Source organism: Arthrobacter crusticola, assembly GCF_004357995.1.
GTDB classification, from domain to species: domain Bacteria; phylum Actinomycetota; class Actinomycetes; order Actinomycetales; family Micrococcaceae; genus Arthrobacter_D; species Arthrobacter_D crusticola.
This window is the reverse complement of the sequence record NZ_SMTK01000005.1, coordinates 139,294-155,129: the sequence shown is the minus strand read 5'-3', so window position 1 is coordinate 155,129 and position 15,836 is coordinate 139,294. Positions and strand designations below refer to the sequence as shown.

At 70.1% G+C, this 15,836-nt stretch carries 17 protein-coding genes; 7 read left to right on the top strand and 10 right to left on the bottom strand.

Going from position 1 to position 15,836, the window contains the following annotated elements; translation table 11 throughout:
- Positions 1-379 precede the first annotated feature (379 nt).
- On the top strand, positions 380-1,024 hold the full coding sequence (locus tag E2F48_RS14700) for an NAD(P)-dependent oxidoreductase (protein ID WP_133404717.1): 645 nt from the start codon (positions 380-382) through the stop codon (positions 1,022-1,024).
- A 71-nt stretch (positions 1,025-1,095) separates the two neighbouring features.
- Here the strand turns inward: E2F48_RS14700 and E2F48_RS14695 are convergent, their stop codons facing one another.
- Complete coding sequence (locus E2F48_RS14695; RefSeq protein WP_133404716.1) at positions 1,096-2,409, bottom strand: erythromycin esterase family protein; 1,314 nt, start codon at positions 2,407-2,409, stop codon at positions 1,096-1,098.
- 297 nt (positions 2,410-2,706) lie between these two features.
- Here E2F48_RS14695 and E2F48_RS14690 point away from each other — a divergent pair, with 297 nt between their 5' ends.
- Entirely contained in the window at positions 2,707-3,114 is a 408-nt protein-coding gene (locus E2F48_RS14690) for a four-helix bundle copper-binding protein (protein WP_133404715.1), read from the top strand.
- 5 nt (positions 3,115-3,119) lie between these two features.
- Here the strand turns inward: E2F48_RS14690 and E2F48_RS14685 are convergent, their stop codons facing one another.
- The 4 genes from E2F48_RS14685 to E2F48_RS14670 all read right to left on the bottom strand — a co-directional run bounded on the left by E2F48_RS14685 (position 3,120) and on the right by E2F48_RS14670 (position 6,200).
- Complete coding sequence (locus tag E2F48_RS14685) at positions 3,120-4,466, bottom strand: permease prefix domain 1-containing protein (RefSeq protein ID WP_133404714.1); 1,347 nt, start codon at positions 4,464-4,466, stop codon at positions 3,120-3,122.
- Positions 4,466-4,828 (bottom strand): PadR family transcriptional regulator, encoded by a 363-nt coding sequence (locus E2F48_RS14680; RefSeq protein ID WP_133404713.1) that lies wholly within the window; start codon positions 4,826-4,828, stop codon positions 4,466-4,468. The genes E2F48_RS14685 and E2F48_RS14680 overlap by 1 nt, the downstream gene beginning before the upstream one ends.
- A 74-nt stretch (positions 4,829-4,902) precedes the next feature.
- On the bottom strand, positions 4,903-5,625 hold the full coding sequence (locus E2F48_RS14675) for a M23 family metallopeptidase (protein ID WP_133404712.1): 723 nt from the start codon (positions 5,623-5,625) through the stop codon (positions 4,903-4,905).
- A 71-nt stretch (positions 5,626-5,696) separates the two neighbouring features.
- Positions 5,697-6,200 (bottom strand): DUF2087 domain-containing protein, encoded by a 504-nt coding sequence (locus E2F48_RS14670; RefSeq protein ID WP_246019056.1) that lies wholly within the window; start codon positions 6,198-6,200, stop codon positions 5,697-5,699.
- A 308-nt stretch (positions 6,201-6,508) separates the two neighbouring features.
- Here E2F48_RS14670 and E2F48_RS14665 point away from each other — a divergent pair, with 308 nt between their 5' ends.
- Together E2F48_RS14665 and E2F48_RS14660 are read left to right on the top strand one after the other, a co-directional pair.
- A complete protein-coding gene (locus E2F48_RS14665; protein ID WP_246019054.1) occupies positions 6,509-7,012 on the top strand; it encodes a DUF2243 domain-containing protein in 504 nt (167 codons plus the stop codon).
- Positions 7,005-7,901, top strand: coding sequence for a cytochrome c oxidase assembly protein (locus tag E2F48_RS14660; RefSeq protein ID WP_133404710.1), 897 nt, complete (start codon positions 7,005-7,007; stop codon positions 7,899-7,901). The genes E2F48_RS14665 and E2F48_RS14660 overlap by 8 nt, the downstream gene beginning before the upstream one ends.
- On the opposite strand, the gene E2F48_RS14655 is transcribed toward E2F48_RS14660, so the two are convergent.
- Together E2F48_RS14655 and E2F48_RS14650 are read right to left on the bottom strand one after the other, a co-directional pair.
- Positions 7,795-8,649, bottom strand: a complete 855-nt coding sequence (locus E2F48_RS14655; protein ID WP_221411695.1) for a DUF427 domain-containing protein — start codon at positions 8,647-8,649, stop codon at positions 7,795-7,797. The two genes, E2F48_RS14660 and E2F48_RS14655, sit on opposite strands and share 107 nt — an antisense overlap.
- Before the next feature lie 104 nt (positions 8,650-8,753).
- Complete coding sequence (locus tag E2F48_RS14650) at positions 8,754-9,158, bottom strand: hypothetical protein (protein WP_133404709.1); 405 nt, start codon at positions 9,156-9,158, stop codon at positions 8,754-8,756.
- 386 nt (positions 9,159-9,544) lie between these two features.
- Here E2F48_RS14650 and E2F48_RS14645 point away from each other — a divergent pair, with 386 nt between their 5' ends.
- Both E2F48_RS14645 and E2F48_RS14640 read left to right on the top strand, forming a co-directional pair.
- Complete coding sequence (locus E2F48_RS14645) at positions 9,545-10,390, top strand: cation diffusion facilitator family transporter (protein WP_133404708.1); 846 nt, start codon at positions 9,545-9,547, stop codon at positions 10,388-10,390.
- Entirely contained in the window at positions 10,387-11,103 is a 717-nt protein-coding gene (locus E2F48_RS14640) for an HpcH/HpaI aldolase family protein (protein WP_133404707.1), read from the top strand. Before E2F48_RS14645 ends, E2F48_RS14640 begins: the two co-directional genes overlap by 4 nt.
- A 573-nt stretch (positions 11,104-11,676) precedes the next feature.
- Here E2F48_RS14640 and E2F48_RS14635 read toward each other — a convergent pair.
- From E2F48_RS14635 to ypfJ, 3 genes are all read right to left on the bottom strand, one after another.
- Positions 11,677-12,603 (bottom strand): SDR family NAD(P)-dependent oxidoreductase, encoded by a 927-nt coding sequence (locus E2F48_RS14635; RefSeq protein ID WP_133404706.1) that lies wholly within the window; start codon positions 12,601-12,603, stop codon positions 11,677-11,679.
- A gap of 74 nt (positions 12,604-12,677) precedes the next feature.
- Positions 12,678-13,775: an ATP-dependent DNA ligase gene (locus E2F48_RS14630; RefSeq protein ID WP_133404705.1), complete on the bottom strand. Its 1,098-nt coding sequence runs from the start codon at positions 13,773-13,775 to the stop codon at positions 12,678-12,680.
- Between the two features lie 54 nt (positions 13,776-13,829).
- Positions 13,830-14,732, bottom strand: coding sequence for a KPN_02809 family neutral zinc metallopeptidase (gene ypfJ / locus E2F48_RS14625; protein WP_133404704.1), 903 nt, complete (start codon positions 14,730-14,732; stop codon positions 13,830-13,832).
- Positions 14,733-14,957: 225 nt separating this feature from the next.
- Here ypfJ and E2F48_RS14620 point away from each other — a divergent pair, with 225 nt between their 5' ends.
- Positions 14,958-15,833 (top strand): Rieske (2Fe-2S) protein, encoded by an 876-nt coding sequence (locus E2F48_RS14620; RefSeq protein WP_133404703.1) that lies wholly within the window; start codon positions 14,958-14,960, stop codon positions 15,831-15,833.
- Positions 15,834-15,836 lie beyond the last annotated feature (3 nt).

Below are 15,836 nucleotides of genomic sequence, written 5' to 3'. Positions count from 1 at the left end.
CCGCAATCCGGGTTGCGGCGCTGTCCCGGGGTGCGGTGCGGTCTTGGGGATGGCCGGGGAGGGCTGGGTGCGGCGCGATCCGGGGGTGGGGGGGGGGGGGGCGGCCGGGGAGGTTGAGGCGGTCCTGCGCCCACCCGCTTGTGCGAGTCCGCACCCGTAACAGTGCGCCGCGGTGCGGGCGGTGCTTGGGATCTCCCGGGTGGCGGCGGAGGATGGGTCCGAGAGCACGAGGTCTGGACACCGCAACCTGGTGCGGGCATGCTGGCCCACGCAGCCGGGATCACCGCAGCCGGGATCACCGCAGCCGGGATTACCGCAGCCGGAATCACCGAAACCCTGGACCACCGGAGCCCGGACAACCGACGAGAGGGAGCAGCAGATGGCGCGCATCACCGTACTTGGGGGAACCGGTTACACAGGAAGCGCCGTCGCCAGGGAGGCGCAGCGGCGCGGCCATGACGTCGTCGTAGTGAGCCGGAACCGGCCGGCGGACCCGCTTCCGGGGGTCACCTATACTCCTGGATCGGTGCTTGACCCGGATTTCCTCGAAACGGTTGTGGCCGGCAGTGATATCGTCTTCGAGAGCGTGGCCCCCCGCGGAGAGATGGCGGGCAAGGAGGAAGGCCTGGTGGAGCGCCTGATCGCCCTGACGGCCGGGACCGGGATCCGCCTCGGCGTCATGGGGGGTGCTTCCTCGCTCCTTGTCGCACCGGAGGGGCCCCGGCTCTATGATGTCGGCACGGTGCCCGAGCCTGTGCGCCTGGAGGTGGAGACCGGCATCTCGCTCCTTGAGATGCTCAAGAATTCGCCGGAAAACGTCGACTGGTTCTACGTCAGCCCCCCGGTGAGCTTCGGCGTCTGGGCCCCTGCGGAGGAAAAGGGCAGCTACCGTCTCAGTGACGACATCCTGCTCGCCGATGCGGAGGGGAAATCGACAATCTCAGCCGCCGACCTCGCCCTGGCAGTCCTCGACGAGATCGAGGAGCCCCGGTACCGCCGCCGGCGCTTCCACGCCGCCCACTGATTCCGTGGCCCCGGGATGGGCGGCTCGGGCCAGCCGGACCGCCCCAGTATCACCCCGGCAGGGGGTATCGACTAGGTGCCGCTGGGCCAGGTTTCCAACTCGCCGGCGCGGTCCGCTCCCGTCTCGGAGGGTTCCTGCAGCGGTGCCAGCGCCGTCGTCTCATCGATCCGCAGGAAGGCGTCATACCGCCGGTTCAGCACCGTCGGCACGTAGTTTCCCCACCGCTCCGCATGGGGGTGGTAAACCACACCGATGGCCCGGTGGCACCTGAAGTCCGCTGCCCATTCGGCTTCCCCGCCATCGAAAACGAAGAGGGCCGAACTGTCTGCTCCCAGGACATTGTGAAGGAGGCGTTCGACGCTTCCCCTCCGCGCCGCCGGCATGGTCATTGAACGGACGGGTGCGCCCCACCGTGAGGCGGCGAGCACGCTTCCGGAATGGGTGCCGAAACCGACGAGCACCACCTCTTCCGGTTCATGGGCCTCGCGGACCAGCTGACCGACGTTGACCATGCCTGCGTCGGCCATGTCCGTCCAGCGGGCATCACCGATATGGGTGTTGTGCTCCCACACGATGGCCTTGGCACCGGGACCGTGATGCTTCATCAGTTCCTCGAGCGTCTCCACCATGTGCCGGTCCCGCACATTCCAGGAATCGGGTTTGCCCTTCACCATCACCCGGTAGTAGGCCTCCGCCCCCGCGGCGGACCGGGCGTTCTGTTCGGCATTGAAGCGGCCGGACCGGTCACCTCCGCCGTCATCCGCGATGGAGGACCGGAGTTCAGCCAGGAGCCTCAGGACCTCGGGTTCACACCCACCGGGCACCCACTGCATGGCCCGGGCATAGGACCGGGGGTCCTCGGCGTAGGGCTCCAGACAGCGGAAGGCCGCAAGTGCACTCTCGACGTGCTGCGGGTGGTGCTCCTCAAGGTATTCAAGGGCTGCCCGCAGCGACTCCCACAGGCTGTACACATCGAGACAATAGAAGCCGACCCTCCGATCCGCCTCGCGGGCCGCATTTCCATTCCGCAGCCACCGGGTGAAGCCCGCGACATCGTCGTTGGCCCACATCCAGGTCGGCCAGCGGTCGAAGCCCCGCAGTGCCTCACGCGGGTCCTCCGGAGCCTCCGGTGCACAAGTCGCGGAGCGGTGGACTGCGTAACAGTCCGGCCAGTCGCCCTCCACTGCGACGAAGGAAAATTCCTTCTCCTCGACGAGGCGCCGGGAGAGCGCCGCCCGCCAGGCATAGAAGTCGTGCGTTCCGTGCGAGGCTTCGCCGATCAGGACGTACCGGGCATCGCCGATGCGCTCCAGCAGCGGGTCAAGGTCGGTCTCCGAGGACAGCGGCAGCGCCGCGGCCCGGATCGATGCTGCCTCTTCAGCCATGGATCTCACCTTCCCGGTAAGGGCTCCTCGAGGGTGTGCCCGGGGCTCTGACGCTACCGACCCTAGTCCTCGCGCCCACCGCGCGTACCCTCGTTTGTTGCTTGCGCGCCGGCCGGGGAGGGCCTGGCCCGAAGTCCCCGGATCCGCGATATGGGGTACGGGAATCCGTCCGCCTGCCCGCGCACGCGGTTTCCGAAATCTGCTGGCCGCGCAGGGTGCCGCTGGTTACCGTGGTGGCCACGGGCGACCGGATTCGCCGTCCGCTCCACACCGGACCCCTGCAGAAGGAGCAGACCCATGAGCACCATTGCCGCAATGCTTGAGACGTACCCCAAGGACCTGGGTGGTATCGACCGGGACCGGCTCATCGAATGCATCACGGCGTGCTTCGAATGCGCCCAGACCTGTACCGCGTGCGCCGACACGTGCCTGAGCGAGGACTCCGTGGCGCACCTCACCAAGTGCATCCGAACGGACCTCGACTGTGCCGACGTGTGCCTGGCGACCGGCAAGGTGCTGTCCCGCCACACCGCCTACGACGCCAACCTCACCCGGGCGGTCCTGGCCGCGTGCGAGGCGGCATGCCGCGCGTGCGCCGAGGAATGCGAAACCCACGCCTCAATGCACGAACACTGCAGGATCTGCGCCGAGGTCTGCCGTCGGTGCGAGAACGCGTGCCGGGAACTCGCCGCAGCGCTTGGCTGACCCGCTCAGATGAAGCCGAAGAGTGGCGGAAAGGCCAGGACCACGACGGCCGCCCAGAGGGCATACACCGGCAGGTACCGGGTCTGCCAGCGCTCCAGGGCGGTGAACGGACGGCGTCCGCGCAGGAATCCGACCGTGAGCCATCCGGTCCGGGCAAGATGGATCAGCAGCAGCAGGTTCAGCCCGAGCGCCGCGATCTTGTTGGGACTGAAGCCGAACTCCGCAATGCGCGTCAGCATCGCCGTCAGCATCACGGCGTCGACGGCGAGGGCTGCGGCGACAAGCACCAGCTGCAGCACGTCGAACACGCCGGGGTGCGCCAGTGAGTTGCGGGCCGATATCGCATAGAGGAGGAGGCAGAGCACCAGCACGAGGATCGCATCCATGAGGATCAGCAGACCGCGGTCGACTTCCGCGAGCCCGCCGACGGCGGCGAGCACGGCCAGCACCGCCACCAGCATGGCGATCGTCAGGGGGGTGAAGACCCGGGTGAGGACCGGGGCGATGTTCTCGACGACGTTCTGCTTGGCCTCCACGAGCCAGGCCGCGACGACAAGCGCCCCGGGAACGGCGAACGGCAGGATCCAGTTTTCAAGGACCGGTTCGAGGTCGGCACCGACCAGCTGCAGGACGGCGAAGGTGAGCCCGGTCAGGACGGCCCCGCCAAGGGCCAGCAGGGTGAAGTAGATGACGAGTTCGCCGGTGAACCGGGCGAAGTCCATGCGCCGTCCATCCGAGCGCCACCTGCCCCCGACGTAGGCGATTCCGGCCAGCAGCCACAGCACCACCGGGGCGTGAAGCACGGCCAGCAGTTCGGTGGAGCCACCGGAGGTGAACGGGTAGGCGTTGAGGGCGACCGCCAGGACGGCGAAGGGGACGAGGATGCCCAGCACCACCCGGGCGCTCAACCGCCGCTTCCAGGCGAAGTATCCGGTGAGGAACGGCAGGACGAGCAGCCCGAGGTTCCGGGCCAGCACTCCGCCGCCCTCGATCCACGTCAGGCCGGCCTTGACGGCGAGGCCGGCGCCGACGGCGAGCGCGAGTACGATGGCCAGTTCGCGCCACGGTGTTGCCCCGGCGTCCGCCGGGTCCTCGGGCATCAGGACCAGCTGCTTCCACAGCCGGTCGGAGTGTTCGCGGGCGAATTCGCGGGAGACGGCATCGAGGTTGCCGAGGCGCTTGATGGCCACCAAGAAGGCCTCCTCGTCGTCCAGCCCGGTGGCCTGCCGGTCGGCGACCTGTTCCCTCAGGTGGTCCTCCAGCTCATCGACGTCGGCGGGGGAGATGGCCTGGCGCCGCTGGACGTAGCCGCGCCACCTGTCGATCTGGGCTTCAAGCTCCGCGTGCTCCATCACGCCCACCCCGGCGCGACGGCGGGCGGGCGCTGCGCTGTGTGCCAGACCTGGCGCAGGGCCTCCGCTACGACGGTCCACTGCTCCTGCCGGTCGGCGAACGCCTCCCGGCCCGCGGGGGTGATGGCGTAATGCTTGCGGCGGCGTCCGGCCTCCGAGGTGCCCCACGAGGATGAAACATAGCCGAGGCGTTCGAGCCGGTGCAGCAGGGGATAGAGCATCCCGTCGGTCCACTGCATGCCCCCGCCGGACAGCTCACCAACGCGTTTCAGGATCGCGTACCCGTACAGGTCACCGTCCGACAGGATCCCCAGCACCAGTGGGGTTGCCGAAGCGGCGACCAGGTCCTTATCGATGCGCATCGCGCCTCCATACCTAGAAGTAAAGGGTATCGAACCATAGCAGTGCTAGGTATGACAAGTTGGGGCGGCTGCTCCTAGTTCCGAGCACCGTCCGGAGGCAGTGCTTCGACGACGGCACCTTCCTCCGGCAGGCCGGAATCCCGGACGCGGGAGAAACCCCGTCGGCGTGGCCATTCCCGGAAACGGGCGAATGCCATCGGAAGACCGCAGGCGGTGGAGGCGTCCGGGCCGTCCATCACCTGGAGGTGGACGTGCGGCTGGGTCGAGTTGCCCGAATTCCCGCACCCGGCGATGCGTTGGCCCGCGGTGACCTCCTCGCCGGGGGCCACGTCGATGGATCCGGCCCGCAGATGCGCCAAGGCGACGAAGGCCGGTGTGTGCCTCAGGCGGATCACGACGTGGTTGCCCGCCACCGCGGCCACCCCCTCGCGCAGGCGCGCCGGCTGGCCCAGCGCATAGGGCAGGAGCGTGAGCTGCGAGCGCCGGGCGGCGTGGTCCGGTTCGCCGTCGTGGACTCCGACGACGACGCCGCAGCCCGGAGCGAGCACGGGCTGTCCCCAGGCGACGAACCGGTCTGGGGGTTCGGTGCCAGCAAGGGTCCGCCAGTCGCTGGAGTACGCCGTCCGGTGGCGCGGGTCGACGCCGATGAAGTCGATGGCGTACCGCCCGCCCAGCAGGTCGGTACCGTGGCTGGGCACCCGCCGTGCGGGACTGTTCCGTGCCAGCCACCTTCCCTCAAAGGGCAGCAGGAGGAGTGCCGGCGCACCCGGTCCGCCCGGCGGTTTTCCCTCGTCCATGGACGGAAGTCTAGGTCCGCCGCGCCGCCGGCGCCCGTCCTCATCCGACCGGACCTGCCCGGCCGCCGGTCTCAGCGTTCGCCGGAGCCGTCGGTGACAGGGGAGTAGACGCTGCCGGCCCGGGTCCTTTCGAGGAGCTCGGCATCCACCAGGTAGCGGCGCAGCGTCACATGGTCGGAGGTGAACCTCCCGAGGCGCTCGTTGACCTCCTTCTCCGACAGTTCCTCGCCGGGCGTGAACGCCTCTCCGGCAATCCACCCCAGCAGCTCATGGCGCTGGCGCTTGTTTGCCGGATACTGGTCGATCCGGCCGGCCACGAGGAAACGCTCGATTCCCTCCCTGCGTCCGGTGCCTCCCGAGGCCTCGAGGAGCACCCGGAAGATCGAGGGATTGGGGGACCAACCGTCCTCCCGGACCGCCAGTCCGGCGGCAGCGAGCTGGTCCAGCGCTTTGGTGCGCTTCGGACCGGGCACCACGACGCCGCGTCGGCGTGCGTCCTCAAGCACCAGTTCGGCAAACACAATGCGGAGTTTCTCATTGGCCAGGGCGGCCAGGACCTGTCGCCAGCTATTCACCGTGGATGACCCGTTCCTGGAGTGCTTTTCCCGCCCGGCGGTCCGGAGCGGCGGCACCGGCCGGTTCCCCGGCGCGGTGCGTCCCGTTAAATGTCCGGCGGCCCGACGGGAAAGTAAAGCGGCGCGCCGGACGCATTGACCCTCTGCCATTGCCCGAGCCCCGCGGCAAGGGAAATCGCGTCCACCCCTGCGGCGGGACCTGAAGGCTTTCGGCGTGCGAGGCTGGGAGGGGCCGGACCCGGTAGGCGGCCGGATGGGCGTCCGGGCGGCGCGGTGCCGCACGCGGGCCCTGGAGGGAGGACAGAGGATTGCCAACCGATGCCCAGGTAGGCCGACCGCTGCGCCGCGACCATTCGATGTGGGCGGGAGCGATGATCGGGGTGGGGATGATGGCGGCCGTCGACGAGATCGTCTTTCACCAGCTGCTGGCCTGGCACCACTTCTACGACCGGGCCGGAGGCACTGTCGGCCTCGTCTCGGACGGGGTGCTGCACGCCGTCGAACTGTTCCTGCTCATCGCCGGGTTCTTCCTGCTGGCCTCGACACTCCGCCGTGGAGCGGCGTCGGCCGGCGCCGCTCTGGCCGGGCTGTTCCTTGGCGCGGGCGGGTTCCAGCTGTTCGACGGGCTCATCAACCACAAGGTGCTCCGGTTCCACCAGATCCGGTATGGCGTGGACGTGCTTCCCTACGACCTGGCCTGGAACGCGGCGGCCCTGGCGCTGCTCCTGCTCGGCGCCGTCCTTGCCGGAGCCGTTGCCCGCCGTCGGCGGAGGACCGGAAGCGGCAGGCGGGCGGCCCGGCCCGATGCATGAGCACTCCGGCGCGGGCGCCGGCGTCCTGCTGCTTGGAGCCCTCCCGTTCCTGGCCGCGCTGGTGCTCTACCTTGCGGCGGCCGCCGGTGCACGGCGCGCCGGACGGCCCTGGCCGGTGTACCGCAGCGTGCTCTGGTCGGCGGGGGTGGCCGCGGCCGCCCTCGGATTCCTCGGCCCGGCTGCCCTCGGTTTCCTCGGCCCGGCCCCGGGCAGCTTCCCGGCCCATATGGGCTCCCACCTCCTGGTGGGCATGGCCGCCCCTCTCCTGCTGGTTCTGGCCGCACCGGTTACGCTGGCCCTGCGGACGCTCGCCGTCGGGCGCGCCCGTCGGCTCTCCGGCATCCTCAGGTCCGTGCCCCTGCGCGTGCTTGCCCATCCGGTCCCGGCCGGCGTCCTGAATACCGGAGGCCTCTGGCTTCTGTACACCACCCCGGCCGCGGGGGCCCTCGGCTCCGGCGCCGGACATGCGGGGGTACAGCTCCATTTCCTCCTGGCGGGCTGTCTTTTCACCAACGCCATCATCGGCGTCGACCCCAACCCGCACCGGGCCGGGTTCCGCCTGCGGACGGCGGTGCTCCTTGCCGCGCTCGCCGGGCACGGCGTCCTCGCGAAGTACCTCTACGCGTATCCACCGCCGGGTGTTCCGGCCGGCGAGGCCGAAACCGGGGCCTACCTGATGTACTACGGCGGCGCACTGGCCGAGGCGGCCCTGATCACCGTGTTCTGCGCCCAGGAGTATGCCCGCGCCCACCGGGGCGGGCGCGGAGCTGCCGGCGGTCCCGTCAGCTCCAGGGTGTCCGGCGGCGCGGCTGCGGCACGCCGTCCAGCAGAAGATCGGCCCGTTCCTCGTAGAAGCAGACGAGCCCCTGAAGGTCAGCGGTTTCGATGAACGGCTCAGCATAGGTCCAGGCGAGGTCGGGGTAGGTCTTCTCGGGCAGCTCGACGTTCCAGTACCTGGCCCGGCCCTTGTACGGGCAGATCGAGCGGGTCTCACTCGGGACGAGCGTCACCCGGACGGCGTCGGCCGGGAAGTAATAGCGCACCGGCAGCATCGTCTCGAACACCAGCAGCGGGCGGTTCGTCGAGGCGAGCGTGTGCCCGTCGAGCCGCAGTTCGACCTCGAGGGAACTGCGGCGCCGGTCGACCCGCCAGTAGGGATCCCGCGGATGCCCGATGATCTCCTCATCCTCTTCAAGCCACGCGTCGAGCGAGTCGAAGGAAAAGATGACGTAATCCCGCAGGTCGGCATCGTCCGGGCGGAAGGCCTCGGCGGCCGCGGCGCTTCCGGGCATCCGCGCCTTCAGCGCAACGCCTGCGCCGGCGTGGACCCGGAACGGGACGGTGGGACTCAGCAGGGGAGCACTCGTTGCGACATCGGGAAGTTCAATCGGCTGGTCCGGGCCTGCCTCAGCCGGCGGAGAGGCCTCCGGCACCAGCTCGCAGGAAACGTCCCCCACCGGGACGGCATAGGTGGGAAGGACACGCCGTGGTTCCCAGACAAGCAACGCCTTCCGGCTGTCGAAAAGGGTCTGGCCATCGAGCATCCCCCGGATGCGCTTGGCTGTCGGTTCATACCGCAGCTCGCCGAGATGCCGGCCCAGGAGGTCCCTGATGCGCACGCCCATACTCGTCGCCACCCTCCGCGATGATGGTCCTGAGCCCGGAAACCGGACCGCAAATTAAGCCTACGCCGGTTCCTCCCGGCGCGCCCCCTGATGGGGTGTTCGATTCCCGGGCAGGCTCAGGGGCAGGCGTCGGCCGCGAGGGTGATCCCGAAGTCGTACGTCAGCGTGTAGCTGCGGAATCCGGTGGAGTAGGTGACCCGGGCCCCGTCGGTGACGCCGCCGCCACCGGCACCGTCGGTGACCGCGAGGACGAGGTTCCCGGTGGCCCCGGCGGGGATTTCACTACCCACGGCAGGTTCGGCGGCAGCCCACCACCGGCGGTGCTGGACATCGCGCGGAACTGTCGACCCGGCACCGAAGGTGGCTCCCGCGCCCTCCTCCACCATCAGCAGGTGCGCCTCGACGAGGTCAAGGCCCTGCGGCTCCTGCAGTTCGACCTTCTTCAACGTCACGGGGTGCCGCGAGCTGTTCACCAGGACAATCTGGCCCGCCGCCGCATAGCCCTCGGTCGGCTTCGGCATGCATACTCCAGCACCCGAGTCATGGGCCCTTCCCAACGGGCCGGGATCAAGCACCCACGCGGCGGCGGCCAGTCCCGCAACGGCGAGCCCCACTGCTGGGAGGACCCTTCGGGACAGTGCCTTTTGTGATGAGGCATTCCGGAGGGGCGGAGGAGGGGGTGCCGGTGGAGCGCCCAAGGCCCCGCCCGCCGTTGGAGCTGTGTCGGTTCCGTGCCCTGCGCTCATGGCTTCCCCTCGTGCCAGGATGAGGCGGCGGTACGTGCCGGACGGCCACCGGACCGCCTCATCCGCTGAAGCATAACGGCATGCGCGTCGAAAGCCTACGTATCCGGGCCGCCGGCCCCTGACCCGCGCTGCCGGCAGCCGGTATCGTGTGGCGGGTGGAGATGCCAACCCATCCAGCCTTCCCCGCCGGAACAGCATCCGGCAGCCGGTCGGGCGCCACTGGCGCAGCGGCACCGCTGGCGTCCGATGGCCGACGGCGGCTCCTGGCCCGGCGGATCCGGCTCCTGGTGGCGGCGACCATCACCTATAACGTCATTGAAGCGGTGGTGGCGCTCGGCGCCGGAACCGTCGCCTCGTCTGGAGCGCTGCTGGCGTTCGGGCTCGACTCGGTGGTCGAGGTGCTCTCCGCAGCGGCCGTGGCGTGGCAGTTCGCCGGACCCGATCCCGAGGCCCGCGAACCGAAGGCGCTGCGGTTCATCGCGTTCTCGTTCTTCGGCTTGGCCGCCTTCGTCACGATCGACGCGGTGCGCGCGCTCGCCGTCGGCAGCGAAGCCCAGCACTCGCCGGTCGGCATCGCCCTGGCCGCGGCCAGCCTCGTGGTCATGCCGTTCCTCTCCCTCGCGCAGCGCCGGGCAGGACGCGAGCTCGGGTCCCGCTCGGCCGTGGCCGACTCGAAACAGACCCTGCTGTGCACCTACCTCTCCGCGGTCCTGCTCGGAGGGCTGCTGCTCAACTCCACGCTGGGGTGGTCCTGGGCCGATCCGGTCGCCGCGCTGATCATTGCCGCGATTGCCGTAAAGGAGGGCCGGGAGGCGTGGAAGGGCGAGACCTGCTGCGCGCCCCCAGTGGCTGCGGCAACACCTGCCGTTCCTCCGACACCGGTTGTTGCGGCGACATCGGCGGCGGCTGCGGTCAGTTCCAGCCCGGGGGAGGGTTCGGTCCCGACAGCCCCCGGGGAGCCATCGTGCTCCTGCTGCCCCGGCACGCCGGCGGGACCCTCCCAATGACAGCCATTGGTCCCGGGTCGTCCGGAGTCTGGTGCATCCGCGACGACGTGGACACCGTTCTCGCGCTTGCCCGGTCGGGTTTCGACTGGGTGGCCCTCGACGCCCAGCACGGCAGGTTCGACCGGCGCTCGCTGATCGACAACGGGCGCGCCCTGGCCGGCGCCGGTCTCGCCTTCGCGGTCCGCACCGCGGGCCCCGACCCGGCCGGCATCGGTCTTGCCCTCGATGCCGGCGCTTCCGCGGTGATCGTGCCCCAAATCGATACCGCCGACCAGGCCCGCCAGGTGGTGGACGCCGGCAGGTATCCGCCGCAGGGCTCCCGCAGCTGGGGCCCGCTGGCACCGCTCTGGGGCCACGAGGCGGCACCGCCTGCTGCGGCTGCTCCCCAGCTCGGTGTCATGATCGAATCCGCAGCGGCGCTGGCAAACCTCGGTGCGATTGCCGAGGTGCCCGGCGTCGACCTCCTGTTCGTCGGGCCGTTCGACCTTGCCCTGTCGTTGGGCACCACCGTTGACGCCCTGCTGGCCGACGGGGACGGCCCCTTGGCCGAAATCGCCGCCGCGTCGTCCGCGGCCGGGAAGGCGGCAGGCATCTTCGCCGGCGATCCGGAGCGCGCCCGTATCCTGCGGGCCCTCGGCTTCGACCGGATCGCGGTGGCGACCGACTCCGGCATCATCGCGGCAGGGGCGCGCGCCATCCTCGGCGGACCCTGACCGGACCGCCCTGACCGGACCGCAGCGCGGCGGCGGGCCCGCATCCAAGCTATGGGCCCGGGTCGAAAGGGGCGCCTCTTCGACCAGAGGGTGCCGCGCTGCCGGCGGCCGGAAAGATGTTCCTGCCGGAGTGCGTCCTCAGGTGCAGTAGAACCAGCCGGGTGGCCGCCACCCGGAGGGGACCTCGTGTCCGCCCGCCGTCCCGCAGCGGGTGCACGTGTAGAAGGTCTGTGCCGGCTCCGTACCTCCGTCCGGCGTCTTCGCGGGCGGCAGGTAGGAGGAATAGGTCAGGAAGTTATCCGTGCCGCACTGCAGGCAGGACGGAACCCGTGGCTGCGGCGTCGGGCTTTGTCGGGTTGGGCTTTGTTGGGTGGGGCTTTGTTGGGTTGGGGCGGGCCGGGTACGGGGCGCGGTGAGCGCGCCGTTGGAGGAGGGCATGGAAGCGGCGTCCGATCCTATGGGTGTTTGGTTCTGCGGATCCGGGTAGCCCGGATCCGCACTGGAGTGTCGACCAGCGGTCCGGTATGAGACCGGACCGGTCCCCTGCATCAGTATCGTCTTCCTGGGCGGCAGTCAGGAGGGCCATTGGTCCCGATTCGCCGTCTGCCGTGCGGTGCCCTCCGGGCGGTCGAAGGGGTTGGGGAAGGCCGCCGTCGGGGCTCCCGTGATGGCCTGGCGGTTGGAGGAGGGCAGGTGGCCGTCCTCGTCGCGCACCCCGTAGGCCGCGGCCGCCTCGGCGGCGACCAGGGCAAGTCCGCTAAGGCGCAGCACGTCCGGGTCGGCGGCCAGCGCAACGACGGTTCTCCCGACGAACAGCGGAGTTTCCCGGTTGGTTTCGTGCTCAAAGTACTGAAGGTTCGCAACCACGCTCTCGGTGAGAACAAGCCCCGGGTAGAGGGCGATCGAGGAGACGCCGTGGTCCCGAAGGTCGACGGCCATGTCGGCGGCCAGGCGATCGATGGCCGCGTGGGCGACGCCATAGGGAACCGGAGGGACGAAGACCTGCCCGGCGAAGGAGGAAAGGGTGACGATCAGGCCCCTCCCGGCGCGGACCATCAGCGGCGCGGCGCGGGATGAGGCGACGAAGTGCGCCCTCAGGCCCGCCCGGTGCATCGAGTCCCACAGGCCGAGCGGCTGTTCCCAGAACGGGCCCGGGTTGAACTCACTTCCGTCGGTGAAGCGCTCGTAGCCGCCCCAGGCGGTGTTGGCGAGGACGTCGAGCCGGCCCTGCTCCGACTCGATGCGGGCGAACGCCTCCATGAGTTGGGCGTCATCGGTGACATCCAGGCGCAGCGGGATGCCGGTGCCGCCGGCCTCGGTGACGAGCCGAGCGGTTTCGGTGATGGTCCCGGGCATCCGCGAAGGCGCGGTTCCCTCCTCGGTGGTGCGCCCACCGACGTAGACGGTGGCACCGGCCTCACCGAAGGCGCGGGCGATGCCGCGCCCCACGCCGCGGCTGGCCCCCGTGACGAAGACGATCTGCCGGTCGGTGCTGGTCATGGGACTCCCTCGTCGGTGGTGCTGGCTTCCGCACCAGCATGGCGCACCTCACTCCGGGGACCAACCCGGGCGGATCAGGGTCCGGTGGTAGGGGCGGTTCCGGCCGGTGTGCCGCCGGAAAGGACGGCGGCGAGGTCGAAGCGCACGGGTTCCTCAAGCTGGCCGAAGGTGCAGGAGGCCGGATCCCGGTCCGGGCGCCAGCGGTTGAACTGGGCGGTGTGGCGGAACCGCGCGCCCTCCATGTGGTCGTAGCGGACCTCGAGGACCCGCTCAGGGCGCAGGGGAGTAAAGGACAGGTCCCGGCCGGCGGCCCAGCGGCTGCCTTCCGCGTTGAACGGAGTGCGGATTCCGTCGTCCTCCCGGGCGGCGGCCCAGGGGTGATCCTCCGGCGCGGTGACCAGGGGCTGAAGTTCCCGGAACAGCTCACGGCGGCGGGCGGCGGTGAACGCGCCGACCACCCCGACGGCCATGAGGTCACCGTCGTCGGTGTAGAGCCCCAGGAGCAGGGAACCGATGCCTTCGGCGTCGGCCTTGTGGGTGCGGTAGCCGGCTACCACGCAGTCGGCGGTGCGCTCGTGCTTGACCTTGAACATCGAGCGCTTGTTCGGCTCGTAAGGCCCGTCGAGCGGCTTGGCGACGACCCCGTCCAGGCCGGCGCCCTCGAACTGGGAGAACCATTCACCGGCCACGGCGGAGTCGGTGGAGGCGGGCGTGAGGTGCACCGGCGGACGGGCGGCAGCAAGGTGCTTCTCGAGCAGCGCCCGGCGTTCCCGGAAGGGCCTCCCCGTGAGGTCCTCGTCATCGAGGGCGAGCAGGTCGAAGGCGACGAAGTGGGCAGGGGTCTCACGGGCAAGCAGCGCGACGCGGCGCGCGGCGGGATGGATGCGCTGCTGGAGCGCTTCGAAGTCGAGCCGCGCCCCGCTGACGACGACCAGTTCGCCGTCGAGGACGCAGCGCTCCGGAAGGTTGGCCCGGACCGCCTCAACGACTTCGGGGAAGTACCGGGTCATCGGGTTGCCGTTGCGCGAGCCGATTTCGACCTCGTCCCCGTCGCGGAAGACGATCGAGCGGAAACCGTCCCACTTCGGCTCGTACAGCAGTCCGCCCTCGGGGATCCGGGCAACCGACTTGGCCAGCATCGGGGTCACCGGCGGCATCACGGGTAGGTGCATGCTGATCGTTCTCCTCGGAAGACGGTGGCGGGGCTGCGGTCCAGCGGTCTGAGGTCAGGGGCTGAGGTCCGGTGCCCGGAAAGTGTCGCAGGCGTTGATGTCGCCGGTGCGGTAGCCCTCGAGGAACCAGGCCTGGCGCTGCTCGCTGGAGCCGTGGGTCCACACCTCGGGGTTGACTTGGCCGGTCGCTGCCTCCTGGATGCGGTCATCGCCAACGGCCGACGCCGCCGACAGCGCATCGCGCAGGTCCTCTGGAGTGAATTCCCGCAGAAAAGGCTCGCCCGTCTCCGGGTCGGGGGTGCTCGAGGCGTGGGCTGCCCACAGGCCCGCATAGCAGTCGGCCTGCAGTTCGACCCGGACGGCACCGGACTCCGGCCCCTGGGGGTCCTGGCGGCCGGCCTCGAGGGTGTTGGTGAGGTTCTGGATGTGGTGCCCGAACTCGTGGGCGATCACGTACTCCTGTGCCAGCGGGCCCCCGGAGGATCCGAACCGGGTGACGAGGTCGTCGAAGAACGCGGTGTCGTAGTAGGTCTGCTGGTCCACGGGGCAGTAGAAAGGCCCCACGGCGCTGGTGGCGCTGCCGCACCCGGTGTCCGTCTGGCCGCCGAACAGGGCCACCCCGGGTGCGCTGTACTCGACGCCGTACTGGTCCAGGTAGGGCAGCCAGAAACTGTCGAGGCTTTCGGCGGTGGCGAGGATGCGGCAGTCAAGGCGTTCATTAGCGTCGGCGCCGGTCTGGCACGAGGTGATCGCCTCCGGCGTGCCGGCGCCGCTGCCCTGGCCCTGGCCGGTTCCGTCGTCGAGGCCGAGCTGGCCCACCACCTCCGGTCCGAACAGGAGGGAGAGGATCAGCACCAGCCCGCCGCCGAGACCGCCGCCCACAGCCAGACCGCGGCCGCGGCCACGCCGGTCGCTTACGCGTGAAGGGTCCAGGCGGACGTTGTCGTTGAAACTCATGAAACCAACCATAAGCCAACTGATGATTTTATGGATGGAGCTGTGCGGCTGCCGCGCCGCCGCGACGCGGCATTGTGCCAGTGCCGTTCCGTTGCTCCAAGGGAAATTTAGCTTCGGTCCGGCGGGTTGCGGCACCGCGGGCGCCGCGGACAATAAGGGTTACCGCCCTGCGGTCTCCCGGCTCCAGGGAGCCCCGCGTGGGCCGCCGACCCGAAGGAGATCCCCGTGAACCTGCTGCACTCGATGGTCGAAGCCCTTGAGAAATTCAAGCCCCTCGATACCGTCGCAGCCCCGGTCGCTTCGGCCGTTGAGAAGACCCTGAGGCCGCGCGTCCTGCGCAATGCGCTGAGTGGCACGGCTTTGGGGCACCGGCTGCATCCGGTCCTGACCGACATCCCCACCGGGGCCTGGACCATGGCGACCCTGCTCGACCTGGTGGGCGGCCGGGACTCGGAGCACTCGGCGGACCTCCTCGTGGGAGTGGGCATCGCCTCCGCCATCCCGACGGCGATCACCGGAGCGAATGACTGGGCGGACACCGTCGGCAAGGACAGCAGGGTGGGCCTTGTCCACGCTGTCGGGAACAGCACCGCCCTGACCCTCTACAGCCTGTCGGCGGTGGCCCGGCGCCGGGGCAGCCGCACCGCCGGCACCCTGCTGGGTGTCGGCGGGTGCGGGGCCCTGCTGTTCAGCGCCTACCTGGGCGGGCACCTGAGCTATGCGCGCGGCGTGAACGTCAACCGCACCGCCTGGCGCGAAGGCCCCGAGGCGTGGACGCCTGTGCTGACCGACGGGGAGCTGGCCGACGGCGAGCGCCGGGTGGTGGAGGCCGACGGCGTCTCGATCCTGCTGTACCGCGACGGGGGCACCGTCCGCGCCATGGACAGCGTGTGCAGCCACCTCGGCGGCCCGCTCGAGGAGGGCGAGATCGCCAACGGCTGCGTCACCTGTCCCTGGCACGGCAGTACCTTCCGGTTCGACGACGGAACCGTGGTCCGCGGCCCGGCGAGCAACCCGCAGCCCGTGTATGAGGCGAGGGTCGACGACGGCATGATCACCGTCCGCCGGGCCGCTGCGGAGGAGAGCATCAGCTCCTCCTAGGCC

What these genes read in the sequence shown, in the direction of transcription:
- E2F48_RS14700 (WP_133404717.1), top strand. Translation starts at nt 380, where the DNA reads ATGGCGCGCATCACCGTACTTGGGGGAACCGGTTACACAGGAAGCGCC.
- E2F48_RS14695 (WP_133404716.1), bottom strand. Translation starts at nt 2,409, where the DNA reads ATGGCTGAAGAGGCAGCATCGATCCGGGCCGCGGCGCTGCCGCTGTCC.
- E2F48_RS14690 (WP_133404715.1), top strand. Translation starts at nt 2,707, where the DNA reads ATGAGCACCATTGCCGCAATGCTTGAGACGTACCCCAAGGACCTGGGT.
- E2F48_RS14685 (WP_133404714.1), bottom strand. Translation starts at nt 4,466, where the DNA reads ATGGAGCACGCGGAGCTTGAAGCCCAGATCGACAGGTGGCGCGGCTAC.
- E2F48_RS14680 (WP_133404713.1), bottom strand. Translation starts at nt 4,828, where the DNA reads ATGCGCATCGATAAGGACCTGGTCGCCGCTTCGGCAACCCCACTGGTG.
- E2F48_RS14675 (WP_133404712.1), bottom strand. Translation starts at nt 5,625, where the DNA reads ATGGACGAGGGAAAACCGCCGGGCGGACCGGGTGCGCCGGCACTCCTC.
- E2F48_RS14660 (WP_133404710.1), top strand. Translation starts at nt 7,005, where the DNA reads ATGCATGAGCACTCCGGCGCGGGCGCCGGCGTCCTGCTGCTTGGAGCC.
- E2F48_RS14650 (WP_133404709.1), bottom strand. Translation starts at nt 9,158, where the DNA reads ATGCCGAAGCCGACCGAGGGCTATGCGGCGGCGGGCCAGATTGTCCTG.
- E2F48_RS14645 (WP_133404708.1), top strand. Translation starts at nt 9,545, where the DNA reads ATGCCAACCCATCCAGCCTTCCCCGCCGGAACAGCATCCGGCAGCCGG.
- E2F48_RS14640 (WP_133404707.1), top strand. Translation starts at nt 10,387, where the DNA reads ATGACAGCCATTGGTCCCGGGTCGTCCGGAGTCTGGTGCATCCGCGAC.
- E2F48_RS14635 (WP_133404706.1), bottom strand. Translation starts at nt 12,603, where the DNA reads ATGACCAGCACCGACCGGCAGATCGTCTTCGTCACGGGGGCCAGCCGC.
- E2F48_RS14630 (WP_133404705.1), bottom strand. Translation starts at nt 13,775, where the DNA reads ATGCACCTACCCGTGATGCCGCCGGTGACCCCGATGCTGGCCAAGTCG.
- ypfJ (WP_133404704.1), bottom strand. Translation starts at nt 14,732, where the DNA reads ATGAGTTTCAACGACAACGTCCGCCTGGACCCTTCACGCGTAAGCGAC.